At 65.7% G+C, this 15,402-nt stretch carries 17 protein-coding genes; 5 read left to right on the top strand and 12 right to left on the bottom strand.

Annotated elements, in window-relative coordinates; translation table 11 throughout:
- The first annotated feature begins 328 nt into the window (after positions 1 to 328).
- On the top strand, positions 329 to 1,549 hold the full coding sequence (locus tag P6U28_RS11215) for a hypothetical protein (RefSeq protein ID WP_174221587.1): 1,221 nt from the start codon (positions 329 to 331) through the stop codon (positions 1,547 to 1,549).
- On the opposite strand, the gene gmk is transcribed toward P6U28_RS11215, so the two are convergent.
- From gmk to P6U28_RS11170, 9 genes are all read right to left on the bottom strand, one after another.
- Positions 1,482 to 2,141, bottom strand: a complete 660-nt coding sequence (gmk, locus tag P6U28_RS11210) for a guanylate kinase (RefSeq protein ID WP_122403576.1) — start codon at positions 2,139 to 2,141, stop codon at positions 1,482 to 1,484. The genes P6U28_RS11215 and gmk overlap by 68 nt on opposite strands.
- A 3-nt stretch (positions 2,142 to 2,144) precedes the next feature.
- Positions 2,145 to 3,032, bottom strand: a complete 888-nt coding sequence (locus P6U28_RS11205; protein WP_122403577.1) for a YicC/YloC family endoribonuclease — start codon at positions 3,030 to 3,032, stop codon at positions 2,145 to 2,147.
- Between the two features lie 113 nt (positions 3,033 to 3,145).
- Positions 3,146 to 4,420 (bottom strand): endolytic transglycosylase MltG, encoded by a 1,275-nt coding sequence (gene mltG / locus P6U28_RS11200; protein WP_122403578.1) that lies wholly within the window; start codon positions 4,418 to 4,420, stop codon positions 3,146 to 3,148.
- 126 nt (positions 4,421 to 4,546) lie between these two features.
- On the bottom strand, positions 4,547 to 5,812 hold the full coding sequence (gene fabF / locus P6U28_RS11195) for a beta-ketoacyl-ACP synthase II (protein WP_027574175.1): 1,266 nt from the start codon (positions 5,810 to 5,812) through the stop codon (positions 4,547 to 4,549).
- Between the two features lie 108 nt (positions 5,813 to 5,920).
- Positions 5,921 to 6,160, bottom strand: coding sequence for an acyl carrier protein (locus P6U28_RS11190; RefSeq protein ID WP_008551805.1), 240 nt, complete (start codon positions 6,158 to 6,160; stop codon positions 5,921 to 5,923).
- 311 nt (positions 6,161 to 6,471) lie between these two features.
- Positions 6,472 to 7,209 (bottom strand): 3-oxoacyl-[acyl-carrier-protein] reductase, encoded by a 738-nt coding sequence (gene fabG, locus P6U28_RS11185; protein ID WP_122403579.1) that lies wholly within the window; start codon positions 7,207 to 7,209, stop codon positions 6,472 to 6,474.
- A gap of 11 nt (positions 7,210 to 7,220) precedes the next feature.
- Complete coding sequence (gene fabD, locus P6U28_RS11180; protein ID WP_407123053.1) at positions 7,221 to 8,180, bottom strand: ACP S-malonyltransferase; 960 nt, start codon at positions 8,178 to 8,180, stop codon at positions 7,221 to 7,223.
- 171 nt (positions 8,181 to 8,351) lie between these two features.
- A complete protein-coding gene (locus tag P6U28_RS11175; protein WP_122403580.1) occupies positions 8,352 to 9,377 on the bottom strand; it encodes a fatty acid desaturase family protein in 1,026 nt (341 codons plus the stop codon).
- A 3-nt stretch (positions 9,378 to 9,380) separates the two neighbouring features.
- Positions 9,381 to 10,085, bottom strand: a complete 705-nt coding sequence (locus P6U28_RS11170; protein WP_122403581.1) for a TetR/AcrR family transcriptional regulator C-terminal domain-containing protein — start codon at positions 10,083 to 10,085, stop codon at positions 9,381 to 9,383.
- A 344-nt stretch (positions 10,086 to 10,429) separates the two neighbouring features.
- On the opposite strand from P6U28_RS11170, the gene rpsF reads away from it, so the two are divergent.
- From rpsF to rplI, 4 genes are all read left to right on the top strand, one after another.
- Entirely contained in the window at positions 10,430 to 10,897 is a 468-nt protein-coding gene (gene rpsF, locus P6U28_RS11165; protein ID WP_024338128.1) for a 30S ribosomal protein S6, read from the top strand.
- Positions 10,898 to 10,902: 5 nt separating this feature from the next.
- A complete protein-coding gene (rpsR, locus tag P6U28_RS11160) occupies positions 10,903 to 11,142 on the top strand; it encodes a 30S ribosomal protein S18 (RefSeq protein ID WP_007592020.1) in 240 nt (79 codons plus the stop codon).
- Between the two features lie 130 nt (positions 11,143 to 11,272).
- On the top strand, positions 11,273 to 12,235 hold the full coding sequence (locus P6U28_RS11155; protein WP_122403582.1) for a DUF2232 domain-containing protein: 963 nt from the start codon (positions 11,273 to 11,275) through the stop codon (positions 12,233 to 12,235).
- Positions 12,236 to 12,282: 47 nt separating this feature from the next.
- Positions 12,283 to 12,882: a 50S ribosomal protein L9 gene (gene rplI / locus P6U28_RS11150; protein WP_122403583.1), complete on the top strand. Its 600-nt coding sequence runs from the start codon at positions 12,283 to 12,285 to the stop codon at positions 12,880 to 12,882.
- A 120-nt stretch (positions 12,883 to 13,002) separates the two neighbouring features.
- On the opposite strand, the gene P6U28_RS11145 is transcribed toward rplI, so the two are convergent.
- The 3 genes from P6U28_RS11145 to P6U28_RS11135 all read right to left on the bottom strand — a co-directional run bounded on the left by P6U28_RS11145 (position 13,003) and on the right by P6U28_RS11135 (position 15,145).
- Positions 13,003 to 13,470, bottom strand: a complete 468-nt coding sequence (locus tag P6U28_RS11145) for a PaaI family thioesterase (protein ID WP_122403584.1) — start codon at positions 13,468 to 13,470, stop codon at positions 13,003 to 13,005.
- A gap of 14 nt (positions 13,471 to 13,484) precedes the next feature.
- Positions 13,485 to 14,081, bottom strand: coding sequence for a TetR/AcrR family transcriptional regulator (locus P6U28_RS11140; RefSeq protein ID WP_122403585.1), 597 nt, complete (start codon positions 14,079 to 14,081; stop codon positions 13,485 to 13,487).
- A gap of 107 nt (positions 14,082 to 14,188) precedes the next feature.
- Positions 14,189 to 15,145, bottom strand: coding sequence for a hypothetical protein (locus tag P6U28_RS11135; RefSeq protein WP_162500308.1), 957 nt, complete (start codon positions 15,143 to 15,145; stop codon positions 14,189 to 14,191).
- Positions 15,146 to 15,402 lie beyond the last annotated feature (257 nt).

Genomic DNA, 15,402 nt, shown 5'->3' with positions numbered 1-15,402 from the left:
GCTGGCCTTCCCTGCGCCCTTTGGCATCCAACGGGCGGCAAAAGTCAGCAAGCCTCGGGCAGAACCTGCCGCGGGACTGCAAGGCCGTGGCCGCGGCCCAGCCAGATCATTGGCGCCGAACAAGGGGAACTCTCATGCGCAGAGCTGCTGCGGGATTCATCCTCCACCGAGCCTTCGCGCGGACAAAAACGCCTCACCACAGCGGAACGAACGCGCCGCAGGCCCGATTCAAGCCACATCCTCTCCGGATTTGCGGCTCATTGCCACCCAAGTCTTTGACGAGAAGGGGCTGGTAGAGAGTTGCGTCATGCGTAACCGGGAGACCAGGATGGGCAACCGCGCCGCAAAGTTCATTTCGACCCTCGTCGCCAGCATCATTGCCGGCGCGCCATTGGCCGCGGTATCGCAGAACGCGCCAACCGCATCGAGCACGGCCAACGCGGCCCCCGACTGCCTGGCTTCACCGAAGGATGCCGCGCCGCAGGGCCAGCACTGGTACTATCGCCTCGACCGCACCACCAAGCGCAAATGCTGGTATCTGCGCGCCGCCGGCGACAAGGACAGCGCGAGGACCGCGCAGACCACGCAGACCACGAGCGATACACCGACCGCAGATGCGCCGGCGCCGCAGCAGCATCCGGTGCAGGACGCGCGCGCCGAATATCTGACGCCGCGGAATGGCGCCGACCCCAAAACGCCGAATGCCGTCGCGCAAGGAGCCGCCGCGACACCGGTACAGCAATCCGCGGATCAGGCCGCTGATGGCAGCGCGCAGCAACCCGCCGGCGCCGCGCCCTGGCCTGATGTCTCCACAGCGTCCGCTCCGCCGGCGCCACCGCCGGCACCGACCGTTGTCGCGGCAGCCGCGCAGCCGAGCGCAAAGCCGTCGAAATCCCCGTCCCCGCTCGCTGCTGCAGACAACACGACCGACAAGCCGACCGGCTCGCTCCAGATGCTGCTGCTCGTGATCGGCGGCGCGCTGGCGCTTGCCGGAATCCTGGCCAGCCTCATCTACCGCTTCGCCGGTGCGCGCGTCCGCCTCCACTCGGCCGGCCGTCACGCACATTGGGCAGATTGGGAGGCGCAGCATCAGGACGGAAGCCATGCGCCCTGGCTCGCTTCACAGCCGGCCGTCGCTCAGCCGCCGCGCCCCGTCGACTTCGATGCGGCGCGCCCGCAACCGACGAGACACGTGACGAAACTTGCAGCGATCGGTCGCGAGCTCGAGTTGATCGATGCGCGCGGGCGGCGTGCCGCCGCTCCGGCAACTGAACCTGTCGAGGCCAGAAGCGGCAATGTCGAGATCAAGCTGGTCGAGAAGAAATTCGAGACCGTCGCCACTGCGCCCCAACGCGCCGCCAAGGAAATCAGCAAGGATCACGATGACGCGCCGGCAGGCCGTGATGCCGATGCCGTCGACATCGACGCTATCACGTCGATGCTGGAGCAGCTGGCGAAGGAAGGGCCGCGCCTGTCGCGGCCTAACCTTGAAGCTGACCTTGCAAACTTCGCACGAAGCCTACGAGGCCAATCCGCCGCTCGCGCTTGAGGCGTTCGGCCTTCAGGATCGACTGCACCTCGGCGAAGGCCTCGTCGACGTCGCGGTTGATGACGATGTAGTCGTACTCGGCCCAGTGGCTCATCTCGTGGCTGGCGCGGCTCATGCGCTTGCGGATCACCTCGTCGGAATCCTGCGCGCGCGAGTGCAGGCGCTTCTCGAGATCGGCCGCCGAGGGTGGCAGGATGAAGACGCTGACGACGTCGGCACGCGCCTTCTCGCGCAGCTGCTGAGTGCCCTGCCAGTCGATGTCGAACAGCACGTCCTGTCCCGCCGACAGCGCCGCCTCGACGGGGCCGCGCGGCGTGCCGTAACTATTGTCGAATACCGTCGCCCATTCCAGGAGCTCGCCGGCCTTCGCCATCGCGTCGAACGTCGCCTTGTCGACGAACGAATAATCCTTGCCGTTGACCTCACCGGGACGCATCGGCCGCGTCGTCGCCGAGACCGACATTTTCAAGCCGGGCGTCCGCTCCATCAGGAGACGCGACAGCGTCGTCTTGCCCGCGCCCGACGGCGAAGACAGCACGAACATCAATCCGCGCCGCTCGACACCGTCAGTTCCGTGACCGCCCGTCGCCATCGATCACTCCAGATTCTGGACCTGCTCGCGGAATTGCTCGACCACGTTCTTCATGGCCAGCCCGGTGTTGGTCAGCTCGATGTCGTTCGACTTCGAGCAGCAGGTGTTGACCTCGCGATGAAACTCCTGCGCCAGGAAGTCGAGCTTGCGCCCGATCGGGCCGCCCTTGCCGATCAACTCGCGCGCCTGCGCGATGTGCGAGGCAATGCGGTCGAGCTCCTCGCGGATGTCGGCCTTGGTCGCGATCAGGATCGCCTCCTGCATCAGGCGATCGGAATCGAAACGATCGGTGGTGTCGAGCAGCGTAGCGATCTGCTCAGCGAGCTTGGCCTTGATCACCTCCGGCTTGCGGCCGGGCGCGGCCTCGGCCTTCTTGGCCAGCTGCTCGATCTCGTCGACGCGCTGGATCAGAATCTGCCCCAGCGACGTGCCCTCGCGCTTGCGCATCGCGACGAGGTCGGCGAGCGCCTTATCGAAGGCGTCGGCTGCAGCGGCACGCGCGGCCTTGTCCTCTTCCTCGTCACCCTCGGGCTCGGCGACCTCGACGACGCCCTTGATGGCGAGCAGGCCGTCGATGCTCGGCGCCACCGCGTCGACCTTGCCGGAAATCAGCGCGGCGGCCTTCAGGACCGCGTTGAGGACGTCCTCGTTGACGCGCACCGTGGCGGCAGCGTTGGTGCGCTTGACGTTGAGATTGGCGTAGACGGTGCCGCGCGAGAGCAGCTCGCCGGCGCGCTTCTTGGCATGAGCCTCGAGCTCGTCGAACCCCTGCGGCAGCCGCACCCGCAAGTCAAAGCCCTTGGCGTTGACCGACTTCAATTCCCATTCGAAGGTGTACGGCCCGCTCGCGCCGTGGCTTCGGGCAAAGCCGGTCATGGACGACAGCGCCATCAGTTCAGATTCTCCAGGAACTCGGGATTCGCGAGGCCATCAAGCCACGCGAATCTTAAGACTATTTTGCCGGAAAGTGGAATCCGCAATGTCCGCAGGCAAGGTCCGCGAGCCTAGCGCTGGACCACCGGCGGCGAGGATTGGACCGCGCCCTGCCGGGCCGGTGCGGGATTGGCCGGGCGCGCCGCAGGCGGCTTCTTCTGCTGATTGGGCCGCGCCGGCGTTGTCGCAGTCGGTGTGTCGGCAGGTCCGGGAGCGGCGGCGGCCGGCGGCTGCGCGTCCTCGGCCGGCTCGACCGTGTCGTTCTGGATCTGCTTTTCCATTGCGCGCAGCTTGGCGACGTTCTTCTGGTGCGCGTCGTAGGTCTCGGTGAAGGCGTGCCCGCCGGTGCCGTCCGCGACGAAATAGAGGTCGCGGGTGCGGGCCGGGTTGGCGGCGGCTTCCAGCGAAGCGCGGCCCGGATTGGAGATCGGACCCGGCGGCAGGCCCTCGATCACATAGGTGTTGTAGGGCGAGGGCTGCGTGATCTCGCTGCGCTTGATCGGCCGGCCCAGCGTCCCCTTGCCGCCGACGAGCCCGTAGATGATCGTGGGATCGGACTGCAGCTTGATCCTCTGCTTCAGGCGATTGACGAACACCGCGGCGACGCGGCTGCGCTCATCGGGCTTGCCGGTTTCCTTCTCGATGATGGACGCCAACGTGACCAGCTGCTCCGGCGTCTTGACCGGAACGTCCTGATTGCGGCGCTCCCAGATCTCGGCAAGCACACGCTTATGTGCCTGCTGCATGCGCTGGATCACCTGCTCGCGCGGGGTGCCGCGCGGGAATTTGTAGGTCTCCGGCAACAACGTACCTTCGCGCGGCAGCTCGCGCACGCTGCCGGTGAAGATGTCGTTGTCGGTCAGCCGCGCCACGATCTGCTCGGAGGTCAGGCCCTCCGGAATCGTGACGGCATGCTGCACCACCTTGCCCTCGACGATCGTGGCGATCACGTCGCGCAGCGACGCGTTCCTCTGGAACGAATACTCACCCGGCTTGAGGTCCGAGCTCGCCTTCAACGCGGCGACGCTGGCGATGAACACCCAGGGATTGACGTCGGTCACGCCTTCCCGGTTCAGCGTCTCGGCGATATCGCGCTTGCCCGCACGCTGCGGGATGTTGACGATCTTGTCCTCTTTCAGCGGTCCAGGCGCCTCGAGCACCTGCCGGCCGTAATAATAGATGCCGCCGGCGCCGAGCATGGTGATCAGCACAAGGGTGATGATGGCATTGCCGACGATCACGAGCGGGTTGCGCGCGCGGTCCGACCGCTTGGGCGGCGGCGGGAGCTGCTCGGGCTCGAGCGCGGCCCGCGGACTCCGGGGTGAAATGGGCGGCCTTTCACTCATTGAGACAACCTGAATCCTGCCGGTTCAATCGCGGCCCGACAATCGCTTGCCGTGCCAAAATGCACGCGCCCACGTCCATGACTATCGCCGAATACGGCAAAACGGTGGATTCGTCTCAAACGCAAACTAACTGGCCAGGCGCCGGACGATCACCGACGCATTGGTACCGCCAAAACCAAAAGAGTTCGACAACGCGACGTTGACCTCACGCTGCTTCGCCTTGTGCGGCACGAGATCGATCGCGGTCTCGACCGAGGGATTGTCGAGATTGATCGTCGGCGGCACGACATTATCGCGAATCGCGAGAATGGCGAAGATCGCCTCGATCGCGCCGGCCGCGCCGAGGAGATGGCCGGTCGACGACTTGGTCGAGGACATCGCAACCTTCGAGGCGGCATTGCCGAGCAGGCGCTCGACGGCACCGAGCTCGATCTCGTCGCCGAGCGGTGTCGAGGTGCCGTGCGCGTTGATGTAGTCGAGATCGGACGGCGTCAGGCCGGCACGCTTGAGCGCCGCCGACATGCTGCGGAAGCCGCCATCGCCGTCCGGCGACGGCGAGGTGATGTGGTAGGCATCGCCGGAGAGGCCGTAGCCGATCACCTCGGCATAGATCCTGGCGCCGCGGCGCCTGGCGTGCTCGAGCTCTTCCAGCACGAGGACACCGGCGCCCTCGCCCATCACGAAGCCGTCGCGGTCCTTGTCATAGGGACGCGAGGCCTTCTCGGGCGTCTCGTTGAAACCGGTCGAGAGCGCACGCGCGGCATTGAAGCCGGCAATGCCGATGCGGCTGATCGGCGACTCGGCGCCGCCTGCGACCATCACGTCGGCATCGCCGAGTGCGATCAGGCGGGCGGCATCGCCGACCGCGTGCGCGCCGGTCGAGCAGGCCGTGACCACCGAATGGTTCGGCCCCTTCAGCCCGTGCGCGATCGAGACGTAGCCGGAGGCGAGATTGATCAGGCGGCCTGGAATGAAGAACGGCGACACCCGGCGCGGCCCACGCTCCTTCAAGAGGATCGCGGTATCGGCGATGCCGTTGAGGCCGCCGATGCCGGACCCAATCATGGTGCCGGTCGCACACTTGTCCTCTTCGGTCTCGGGATGCCAGTTGGCATCGTCGAGCGCCTGGCCGGCCGCGGCCATGCCGAAGATGATGAAGTCGTCGACCTTGCGCTGGTCCTTCGGCTCCATCCACTTGTCGGGATTGAAGCTGTCGTTCGACCCGTCGCCGCGTACGACCGTGCAGGCGATCTTGGTCTGAAGATCGGAGACATCGAAGCTCTCGATCCTGCGCGCGCCGCTTTCGCCGTTAAGGATGCGCTTCCAGGTCGGCTCGACGCCACAGCCGAGTGGCGAGACCATGCCGAGACCCGTGACGACGACCCGCCTCATATCCGAAAACTCCGCATCGAAAGATTCACGGCCAATAACAAGAAACCGGCTGACCGCTGCGAAGCGGCCCGTCCGGTTTCAATGTTGTCCCCGCGAAAATGAAGAGCCTTAGCTCTTCGCGTTCTTCTCGAGAAACTTCGTGGCGTCGCCGACGGTGAGAATCGTTTCCGCGGCGTCGTCCGGAATCTCGCAACCGAATTCCTCTTCGAACGCCATCACCAGCTCGACGGTGTCCAGACTGTCGGCGCCGAGGTCGTCGATGAAGCTCGCGTTGTCGACAACCTTCTCGGGTTCAACACCAAGGTGTTCGACCACGATCTTCTTAACCCGTTCGCCAATGTCACTCATTGCTTAACCTCGTGTTGTTCCCTGTAGACCCGACCCCCCGGGACGATACGAGCCGTCGTGGTCGTTTGACTGCCTTCGCTTACGAACTTTGATTTGGCCCATCCTAACAGATGCGGCCCCGGCGAACGACGGCCAAAGGCTCCGCATCGCCAATATACAGGGTTTCAAAAACCTGCAATGGCGTTCTTTGCCCATCCGTTGAAGGTCCGGTTATCATACTTCAATTGCCTTGACTACAAGCCTCATTTCGCTCCGGAAACGGCCGTTTGCCGCATGCCGCACCGCCCTGACAGGCGGCGCGGCTCGAGACGTCAGATCATGGCCATGCCGCCGTTGACGTGGATGGTCTGCCCGGTGACGTAGGATGCTTCGTTCGAGCTCAGGTAGACGGCGGCCGCCGCGATGTCCTCGGGCGTCCCCAGGCGGGCGGCCGGAACCTTGGTCAGAATCGTTTCGCGCTGCTTGTCGTTGAGCGCATCCGTCATCGGCGTCTTGATGAAGCCGGGCGCGATGCAGTTCGCGGTGACGCCACGCTTGGCGTATTCGGCGCCGAGCGTCTTGATCATGCCGATCAGGCCTGCCTTCGATGCAGTATAATTGCCCTGCCCCGGATTGCCGGTGACGCCGACCACAGAAGTGATGGCGATGATGCGGCCGAAGCGCTTGCGCATCATCAGCTTGGTCGCGGCGCGCGCCAGGCGGAAGGTCGCGGTCAGATTGACGTTGATGACCTCGTCCCAGTCCTCGTCACGGAGTTGCACGAAGAGGTTGTCGCGCGTGATGCCGGCATTGGCGATGAGAATGTCGACCTGGCCCATCGCTGCTTCCGCAGCCGGCACCAGGGCCTCGACCTCATCGGTCTTGGAAAGATTGCATGGCAGCACATGGGTGCGTTCGCCGAGCTTGCCCGCAAGCTCGTCCAGCACCTCCTTCCGCGTCCCCGATATCGCGACGGTGGCGCCCTGCGCGTGCAGCGCCTGCGCGATCGCGCCGCCGATGCCGCCGGTCGCGCCGGTGACGAGCGCCTTTCGGCCAGTCAGATCGAACATTGATGACTCCTTTACGCCTGCTTCACGGCGGCCAATGCATCCTTGGCGGCGGCAATATCGTTCGGACTGCCGACCGCAACGCCGACGGCACCGTCCCCAATGCGCTTGACGAGACCGGTCAGCACCTTTCCGGCGCCGATCTCGAAGAAGCGGGTGACGCCCTGCCCGGCCATGTAGGCGACCGACTCGCGCCAGCGAACAGTGCCGGTGACCTGCTCGACCAGGCGGCGGCGGATCTCGTCGGGATCGGTGATGGCGCTCGCCAGCACGTTGGATACCAGCGGCGCCGCCGGCGCCTTGATCGTGACCTTCGAGAGCGCCTCCGCCATGGCGTCGGCGGCGGGCTGCATCAGCTTGCAATGGAACGGCGCGGACACCGGCAGCAGCATCGCGCGTTTGGCGCCCTTGGCTTTGGCAATCTCGACGGCGCGATCGACCGCGGCCTTGTCGCCGGAAACCACCACCTGCCCGCCACCATTGTCATTGGCGGCCTGGCAGACCTGGCCCTGCGCCGCCTCGCCGGCGACCTCCAGGGCGGCCTCATAGTCGAGACCAAGCAGCGCGGCCATCGCGCCGGCGCCGACCGGGACGGCCTTTTGCATTGCGAGACCGCGGGTGCGAAGCAGACGGGCGGTATCCGAAACCGTCAGGCTGCCGGCCGCGGCCAGCGCCGAATATTCACCAAGCGAGTGGCCGGCAACGAAGGCCGCGTCTCGCCCGACGGAAAAACCAGCCTCGGCTTCGAGCACGCGCAGGGTGGCGATAGACACTGCCATCAGCGCCGGCTGGGCGTTCTCGGTGAGTTGGAGGGTTTCGGCCGGACCGTCCCAGATGATGGCCGTCAGCTTCTCCCCAAGCGCAGCATCGACCTCGTCGAACACGGCGCGCGCCACCGGAAAGGCGTCGGCCAGAGCCTTGCCCATGCCGACAGCCTGGGAACCCTGCCCAGGAAATGTGAATGCAGCCGTCATCGGCGCTCCCTGCTTGTCAGGCATGATCCCTCTCGAGAACCGGCAGCCGATTACGCACGGCCTTGGGCCATGGTTCCGGATCATGCTCCAAAGGGGGCCGTAGACACCGTCCGGGGCCGCACTGTCAAGCCGAGACGGGAACTGGGGCCAGCATTCAACGGGGAATGGCCCTTAGAACCCGCCGGCAGTCTGGTTGGCATCGACCTCCGCCCCGGCCCGCGCGCGGCGCGCACTGTTGACAAGTTGCCCCGGCCGATCCTCGCGGTTCGGCCTTGCCGTCGCCAGCCGCAGCACCGCCGCGTAATTCGGCTGCACTTCCATCCGGCCGGCGTACCGGCTCGCGCTCAGCAGACGATGCACCTTCGGCAGATTGTAACAGGGCACATAGAACAAGAGATGATGCTCAAGGTGGTAATTCACGTAGTACGGCGCGATGAACAGGCGCTCGAGAAAATTGGCATGCGTGGTGCGGGTGTTGCGCAAAGGGTCATTGCTATCAGGAACGACGGCGTGCTCGGCGATGTTGCGGATGCGGGTGATGACCATCATCCAGGTCAGCAGCGGCACCAGCCAGAGCAGCGGATAGGCCCACCACACACCGGCCCCAGCGAGCGCCGCAAACATGATCGCGTTGACCGCACATTGCGGGCCAAGCATCTGCCAGAAATGCGCCGCACGCTGCCGCCATGACCAGTCCTTTGGCCCGAGCGCGTTGAGCAACTGCGCCTTGCGCTGCTGATAGCCGGTCTGCCCGGTGATATCGCGAATGAACTTGCGGCGGTAGCTCAACTTGGTGATCGGAAACGGCGCCGACAGCACGAGATCGGGATCGTCCTCCTGCTGGGTGCGCGCATGATGCTGAAGGTGATAGCGCCGGTAGCTGCGCGTCTCCGCAAACAGCGGATAGGCGCAGAACCACTGGCTCAAGGTCAGGTTGGTTCTCTCGTCGGCGGACAGGCAGCCATGGGCGCCGTCATGCATCAGGATCGCAAGGCCAAGCTGGCGCGAGCCGATGATGGCGACGGCGAGAACGTAGGTCACCGGATTCGGCCACCATGCGACCAATGCGACGGCACCGATGATCAGCGCCCAGGCGTGCGCGATCAGCGCAGCGCCTTTCCACGTCGCGCGCTGGCGCACCTCGGCCAATTGATCATCGGTCAGGAAATCGCGGGCACGCATGCGAAGCGCGGTCATGGCCTAACCCTCTCCATTCGAATTGCTGGATGCGTTGCGCTCCTCGACGAGACGCAGGCGCCCTGCGTCGCCCGTGGATTTCGCCTGCTCGCCCAGCACGCGCAGCATCTCGGCGCAGAGCTCCTCGGGCGAACGGCCCATCGCGTAGCCTTCGAGAATGACGCCGATGGCGACGGCCCAGAAGCGCCGCGAGCTTTCGTCGGGCGCGCGCAGCGAGCGCCAGCCGTGCCGCTCGACCTGGCCCGCATAGGCGCGCGCGCCTTCGCTGTGCAGGCGCTCGATGGTACGCTCGACCAGCGGTGCGAGATCCTGGCGGCGACGCGTCAATGCCAGCGCTTCGGCGAAGAAGGCGACCGAATCGCCCGCCGTCACGGTCGCGGCCAGCGCGTGGGTGTATTCCCGGGGCGTGCGCGCCTTCAGCGCCGCCTGCTCGGTGGCGCGCGCCAGGTACAAGAGATCGCGGCAGGCGCATTCGACGAACAGCGCCTCCTTGGTGCGGAAGTAATAGGTAATCTGGCTCGGGAACGCGTCCGCGGCGGCTGCGATGTCGGTGATCGACGTGCCGGACAGCCCGCGCTCCCGAAACAGCGGGCTCGCAGCATCCAAGAGCAACGACCGCATCTTGCGGCCGGCCGACCGCGTCGCGCGCGCAGCGTGCTTGGGATCGCCTGCCGCCTCGAGCGGTGCAAAGGCCGACGTTTCCGCCATGGGATCCTCTTCGTTGACTTATTTGTATGACATACAAACAAATAGATCAAGCCGGATGTGGTATGGGAGGATGGGCCTGACCTCGCCGCGACGGGACGATCCGGATCGAAAATGTCCCGCCAACCTTGCAAAGCCGGCCAAAATCCGTATAAGGCGCGCATCCGCAGACCCCGGCCGGGAGCTGAACGGACGGTCTCAGCAAATCATTCGTGATTTTGGTGTGGCAGGGCCAGTCGGCCCGTCGTCCCGTGTTTCCGCCTTCTGAGCTTGATCCCAGAGTCCTTTCCGAAGGTCTCTTAAGGGTTTGACGCCGGGCGATGCGCCAACATGAGGAAAGGACGTCCATGCCTCTTTACGAGCATGTTTTTCTCGCGCGTCAGGACGCGAGCCCGCAGCAGGTCGAAGAGCTGACTGCGCAGATGACCGGCATCGTCGAAGGTCTCGGCGGCAAGGTCACCAAGACCGAGAATTGGGGCGTGCGCTCCCTCACCTACCGCATGAACAAGAACCGCAAGGCGCACTTCGTGCTGCTCAACATCGATGCGCCGTCCGCGGCGATCGCCGAGATCGAGCGCCAGGAGCGCATCAGCGAGGACGTGATCCGCTATCTCAGCGTCCGCGTCGAGGAGCTCGAGGAAGGCCCGTCCGCGATGATGCGCAAGGCCGATCGCGACCGCGAGCGTGACGATCGTGGCGGCGGCTTCCGCGGTGAGCGCGAAGGCGGCTTCCGTGGCGACCGTGAGGGGGGGTTCCGCGGCGATCGCGGCCCGCGCCGCCCGCGTGACGAAGCTGAAACCACGGATGGGGAGTAAGAATCATGGCTGAAGCTGGTGCACGCCGCCCGTTTTTCCGTCGTCGCAAGAGCTGCCCGTTCACGGGCGCCAATGCTCCGAAGATCGACTACAAGGACTCCAAGCTGCTGATGCGTTACGTCTCCGAGCGCGGCAAGATCGTGCCGAGCCGCATCACCGCGGTGTCCGCGAAGAAGCAGCGTGAGCTCGCCCGCGCCATCAAGCGTGCGCGCTTCCTGGGCCTGTTGCCCTACGTCATTCGCTGATACGACCACTTCGACCGGCGGCCAGGCCGCCGGTCGCGACTTCTAGAACTCATAAGGCTTCCGGGTCGTCCGGTCGCCGATGGTTGGGGCAAACGATGCCTCTAACCGCTCGAAGGGAGCGGGACAGCTGATGATGCCATTTGTGCTGATAGCCCTGATCGCCGGCGCCGCGTCGGCCCTGATGTTCGCCTCGATCATCTCGGGCGCACTGATCTCGCTCGTCCTGTTCTATCTCGCACCGCTGCCGCTGATGGTCGCCGCGATCGGCTGGGGACCGCTTTGCGCCAGCCTCGGCGGCATTGCCGCCGCGATCGGGCTCGGCGCCCTGTTCGGCCTGCCCTACTGTATCGCCTTCGCCGTCACCGTCGCGTTGCCGGCCTGGTGGCTCGGCCATCTCGTCCTGCTCGGCCGCCAGGTGGCTGGTGTCGCGCCGGACGCCGCCGAGCCGGAGATCGAGTGGTACCCGGTCGGCCGTATCCTGCTCTGGATCGCAGGCTTCGCCGTGCTGACCACGATCGCCGCTCTGCTCACGCTCGGGACCGACGCCGAAACCATCACCGGCACGCTGCGGCGCGGCCTGATGCGCCTGCTCCGCGCCGCCGACCCGCAAACCTCGGGCGAAGCCAGCCAGTTCGTCGACGCGCTGGTGCACATCGCGCCAGCCGCCGCCACCATCATCGCGATGATGACCCTGACTCTCAATCTCTGGCTCAGCGCCAAGGTGACCGCGACGTCAGGTCGGCTGCGCCGTCCCTGGCCGGATCTGATGACGGCCGAGCTGCCGCCGATGACACTGGTGGCGCTCTGTATCGCCCTCGCCCTCTGCTTTACTGGCGGGCTGCTCGCCATCGTCGCGCAGATCGCCACGGCCGCGTTGATGATGGGCTATGCGCTGACCGGTTTCGCCGTGCTGCATACGCTCACGCTCGCGCTGAAGAGCCGCACGTTCTGGCTCGGCTCGACCTACGCCGTCGTCGTCGTGTTCGGATGGCCCGTGATCGCGATGGTGATCCTCGGCCTTGCGGATGCCGTGTTCGGCTTCCGCGAGCGCTTCCTGCGCAGCCGGCAGCCGCCACCACTGCCAACCCCTTAAGTCACCCGAAACTGAAACTTGCAGAACACTTCAAAAGGAGAACGAATATGGAAGTCATTTTGCTGGAACGCGTCAACAAGCTCGGCCAGATGGGCGAAGTCGTGAAGGTTCGCGACGGCTATGCCCGCAATTTCCTGCTCAAGCGCGGCAAGGCGCTCCGCGCCACCGCCGACAACCGGGCCAAGTATGACGGCATGAAGGCCGAGCTCGAGGCTCGCAACCTCAAGGCCAAGGGCGAAGCGTCCAAGGTCGCCGAGAAGATCGAGGGCAAGAACATCATCGTGATCCGCCAGGCCTCCGAAGCCGGCCAGCTATTCGGCTCGGTCACGGTGCGCGACCTCGTCCTCGCCTTCGAGACCGACGGCGTCCATCTCGACCGCCCGCAGGTGCAGCTCGACGCACCGATCAAGGTCATCGGCAAGCACACGGTCACCGTTGCGGTTCACCCCGAGGTCGAGGTCGAGATCACCGTAACGGTCGCGCGCAGCCAGGACGAAGCCGAGCGCATCAATCGCGGCGAGGACATCTCGACCCGCAACGAGGATCGCGATGCGGCCGCCGAGGCGATCGCCGCCGCAGGCGAATTCTTCGATCCGGAAGCCCAGCACGAAGACGTCGTGCCGGCGCCGGCTGCGGAAGAGAAGTAAGAGTACAACACGTCATGCGTGGGCGCGCCCCGCGCATCCATCATCAGGCCTCTTGTTGAAGGATGGATTGCCGGGTCAAGCCCGGCAATGACAATGGAGGGTTGGATCAGCCCGGTCGCCTCAGGCGGCCGGGCTTTTCGCTTTGCCGGCAACATCCTCGCTCAACATCGCGATCGAGGCGAGCGCGGTTGCCGTATGCTTCTCCACACCATCACTGACGCAGAACACATCGGCGGCGACCACCGAGACCTGCCGGCCCGGCTTGATCACTCTGGCGCGGCAGATCAGCTTCTCGCCGACCGCAGGCGACAATAGGTTGAGCTTGTATTCGGCCGTCAGCGCCGGCTGACCGCGCGAGCTGGCGGCTGCGATCGTCGTGGCATTGTCGACCAGGAAGGCGGTGACGCCGCCGTGGAAGAAGCCGTGCTGCTGCAAGAGCTCCGGCCGCCGCTCCACCGCGATGGTGCAGGTGCCGCGCGACAATTCCGAGAGCTCGGCGCCGACCAGGTTCATAAAACCCTGCCGGCCGACATTGGTGTGGATGCGCTCGGCAATTGGCGCGAATTCCGGATCAGCGTCGACTCGCATGCAGTCGTCTCTCCTCATTGCTTGTTGATGCGGTCGCATGGCCTCAGCGCACGATTGGCGCAGGCGATCAGCGTGTCGGCCTCAATTCGCGGATCGGTGCGGTCGCGCCCCGACAGGTAGGCGCGGCAGAAGATCTGCGCCGGACCGATCAGCTGGCTGACGAACATCACCGGCGTCATGGGCAGAAGTTCGCCGCTTGCAACCAGAGGCGCGCGCCAGCGTTCAATGCCTTCGGCAAGCCGCGCATTCTGTGCGCGCTGGGCGTCGCGCACGTCCTCGCCCCATTCGCTGCGCGAGATCTCGAACAGGTAGCGCGCCTCGCGCCGGCTGGTGACGACCCAGTCGAGGTGCGCCCGGATCAGACGATCGATGCCCTGCTCCGCGTCGGGGACGGGATCAAGCGCGGCCAGCACCGCGGCGTGATAGTGCCGCAAAACCTCCAGAAACAGCGCGCCGGCGAGCTCCTTCTTCGAGCCGAAGACGTGAAAGAAGCTGCCATTGGAGGCGCGCGCCCGGGCGCGGATCGCGGCGACCGTCGCGGCTTCGAAGCCGACACGGTCGAACACCATCAGCCCGGCTGCCAGCAGATCGTCGCGCACGCTGTTCGCCATCATGCCTCCGAGAGCATCACTCTAGAGTGTTACTCTACTGCCGGTCAATACGACGCGGAGGCCGCGATGAAGGCGGCCTCCGCATGTCGGTCAAAAGAAGTGGCGGCTTAGCGCGAGATCGGCGGTGCCGGCGGACCGGATGACTCGGCTGGCGCAGGGGGCGCGGCTGCAGCGGCGGCGGGCGATGCCTGCTCCTGCTGCGATTTGGCCGCGCGTTCGGAGCTGGCCGCAGGCGCGGCGGGCTTGGAAACAGCCTCTTCCGCCGGCTTGGGCGCCGCCGGCTCGGCAGGCTTTGCGTCGGCAGCTGCAGCCGGCGTCGCTTGCGGGACGGGGTCGGGTGGTAGTGCCGGAGCCTCGCGCGGCTCGACCTTCGCGCTATCAGGCTTGGTCTCGACGGGCTTCTCGGATGCCTTGCCGCCATCGGGCTCGGCCTTGGCGCTGTCGGGCCTGACGGTCTCGGCCTTTGGCTCGCTCTTGTCTTCGATAGCCGGGGCGGCAGCATCGACCTTCGGGGCTTCCTCAGTCCCGGGCTTAGCGCGCCGCTTGCCTTTGCGTGGCTCGGGCGCCGCCTGTCCCTCCGGCTTCGCGCCGTCCTCGCCGGGCCGCGCAGCACGCTTCTGACGCGCGCCCTCGGTGGCCGGAGCGGTGCCCTCGCCCTCGGGCCTGGCGGCCTCTTGCGAGCGCTGGCGGCGGCCGTGATGCTCGGGCGACTGGCCCGGAGCGGTGCTCGCTTCCTTCTCCTTGGCGCCGTCCTTCTTGCCGTCCTTGGCCTGGTAGCGGGTATCGGTGGCACCGTTCGAGACCAGATATGAGGCGAGGATGCCCGCCATGTCCGAGCTCGTGGTGTAGTGCTGGCGCAGGAATCCCGGCAGCGAGCCCGGCGCCACGGATTTCAAAAGTCCGCGCGGGCTCTTGTGGCAGGCATTGCAGGTCTGCGCGAAAAGCTGGGACGGGGTCTTGCCGGCCTCGAGGTTCGTCGCCTGCGCAAGAACGGAATCGGCTACACCGAAGCAGATCAGAAGCAACACCGTCACCGTCGCGAGGCTGAGCGCTCGGCTCGACATTCCCATTGTCTCCGTTGAATTTAACGCGAATGCAGCCGGCATCCGGCGCGGCGGCGGGTGACCTTTTAACCGATTGAGCCGCGAATGGAAGCAGGCTCACGCGCAAGGATGTGATTAAGCGGTTTTTGAATATCGGCTTTGAGCACAGTGCAATAGCGCGGCTGGAACCGCCTCGCTACATTTAGATGCAAACGCATAGGAACCGCTGCGGCGCCTGGGCGTCAGATGTGAAGGCCGGGTTAGTCGCATCTTTCGGG

The organism is Bradyrhizobium sp. STM 3561 (assembly GCF_045571455.1).
Taxonomy (GTDB): Bacteria; Pseudomonadota; Alphaproteobacteria; order Rhizobiales; family Xanthobacteraceae; genus Bradyrhizobium; species Bradyrhizobium vignae.
This window is presented reverse-complemented; position numbering and strand designations above follow the sequence as displayed.

What these genes read in the sequence shown, in the direction of transcription:
- P6U28_RS11145 (WP_122403584.1), bottom strand. Translation starts at nt 13,470, where the DNA reads ATGCGAGTCGACGCTGATCCGGAATTCGCGCCAATTGCCGAGCGCATC.
- mltG (WP_122403578.1), bottom strand. Translation starts at nt 4,420, where the DNA reads ATGAGTGAAAGGCCGCCCATTTCACCCCGGAGTCCGCGGGCCGCGCTC.
- gmk (WP_122403576.1), bottom strand. Translation starts at nt 2,141, where the DNA reads ATGGCGACGGGCGGTCACGGAACTGACGGTGTCGAGCGGCGCGGATTG.
- P6U28_RS11175 (WP_122403580.1), bottom strand. Translation starts at nt 9,377, where the DNA reads ATGACCGCGCTTCGCATGCGTGCCCGCGATTTCCTGACCGATGATCAA.
- rplI (WP_122403583.1), top strand. Translation starts at nt 12,283, where the DNA reads ATGGAAGTCATTTTGCTGGAACGCGTCAACAAGCTCGGCCAGATGGGC.
- rpsF (WP_024338128.1), top strand. Translation starts at nt 10,430, where the DNA reads ATGCCTCTTTACGAGCATGTTTTTCTCGCGCGTCAGGACGCGAGCCCG.
- P6U28_RS11170 (WP_122403581.1), bottom strand. Translation starts at nt 10,085, where the DNA reads ATGGCGGAAACGTCGGCCTTTGCACCGCTCGAGGCGGCAGGCGATCCC.
- fabD (WP_407123053.1), bottom strand. Translation starts at nt 8,180, where the DNA reads ATGACGGCTGCATTCACATTTCCTGGGCAGGGTTCCCAGGCTGTCGGC.
- P6U28_RS11215 (WP_174221587.1), top strand. Translation starts at nt 329, where the DNA reads ATGGGCAACCGCGCCGCAAAGTTCATTTCGACCCTCGTCGCCAGCATC.
- fabF (WP_027574175.1), bottom strand. Translation starts at nt 5,812, where the DNA reads ATGAGGCGGGTCGTCGTCACGGGTCTCGGCATGGTCTCGCCACTCGGC.
- P6U28_RS11205 (WP_122403577.1), bottom strand. Translation starts at nt 3,032, where the DNA reads ATGGCGCTGTCGTCCATGACCGGCTTTGCCCGAAGCCACGGCGCGAGC.
- P6U28_RS11140 (WP_122403585.1), bottom strand. Translation starts at nt 14,081, where the DNA reads ATGGCGAACAGCGTGCGCGACGATCTGCTGGCAGCCGGGCTGATGGTG.
- rpsR (WP_007592020.1), top strand. Translation starts at nt 10,903, where the DNA reads ATGGCTGAAGCTGGTGCACGCCGCCCGTTTTTCCGTCGTCGCAAGAGC.
- P6U28_RS11155 (WP_122403582.1), top strand. Translation starts at nt 11,273, where the DNA reads ATGATGCCATTTGTGCTGATAGCCCTGATCGCCGGCGCCGCGTCGGCC.
- P6U28_RS11190 (WP_008551805.1), bottom strand. Translation starts at nt 6,160, where the DNA reads ATGAGTGACATTGGCGAACGGGTTAAGAAGATCGTGGTCGAACACCTT.
- P6U28_RS11135 (WP_162500308.1), bottom strand. Translation starts at nt 15,145, where the DNA reads ATGTCGAGCCGAGCGCTCAGCCTCGCGACGGTGACGGTGTTGCTTCTG.
- fabG (WP_122403579.1), bottom strand. Translation starts at nt 7,209, where the DNA reads ATGTTCGATCTGACTGGCCGAAAGGCGCTCGTCACCGGCGCGACCGGC.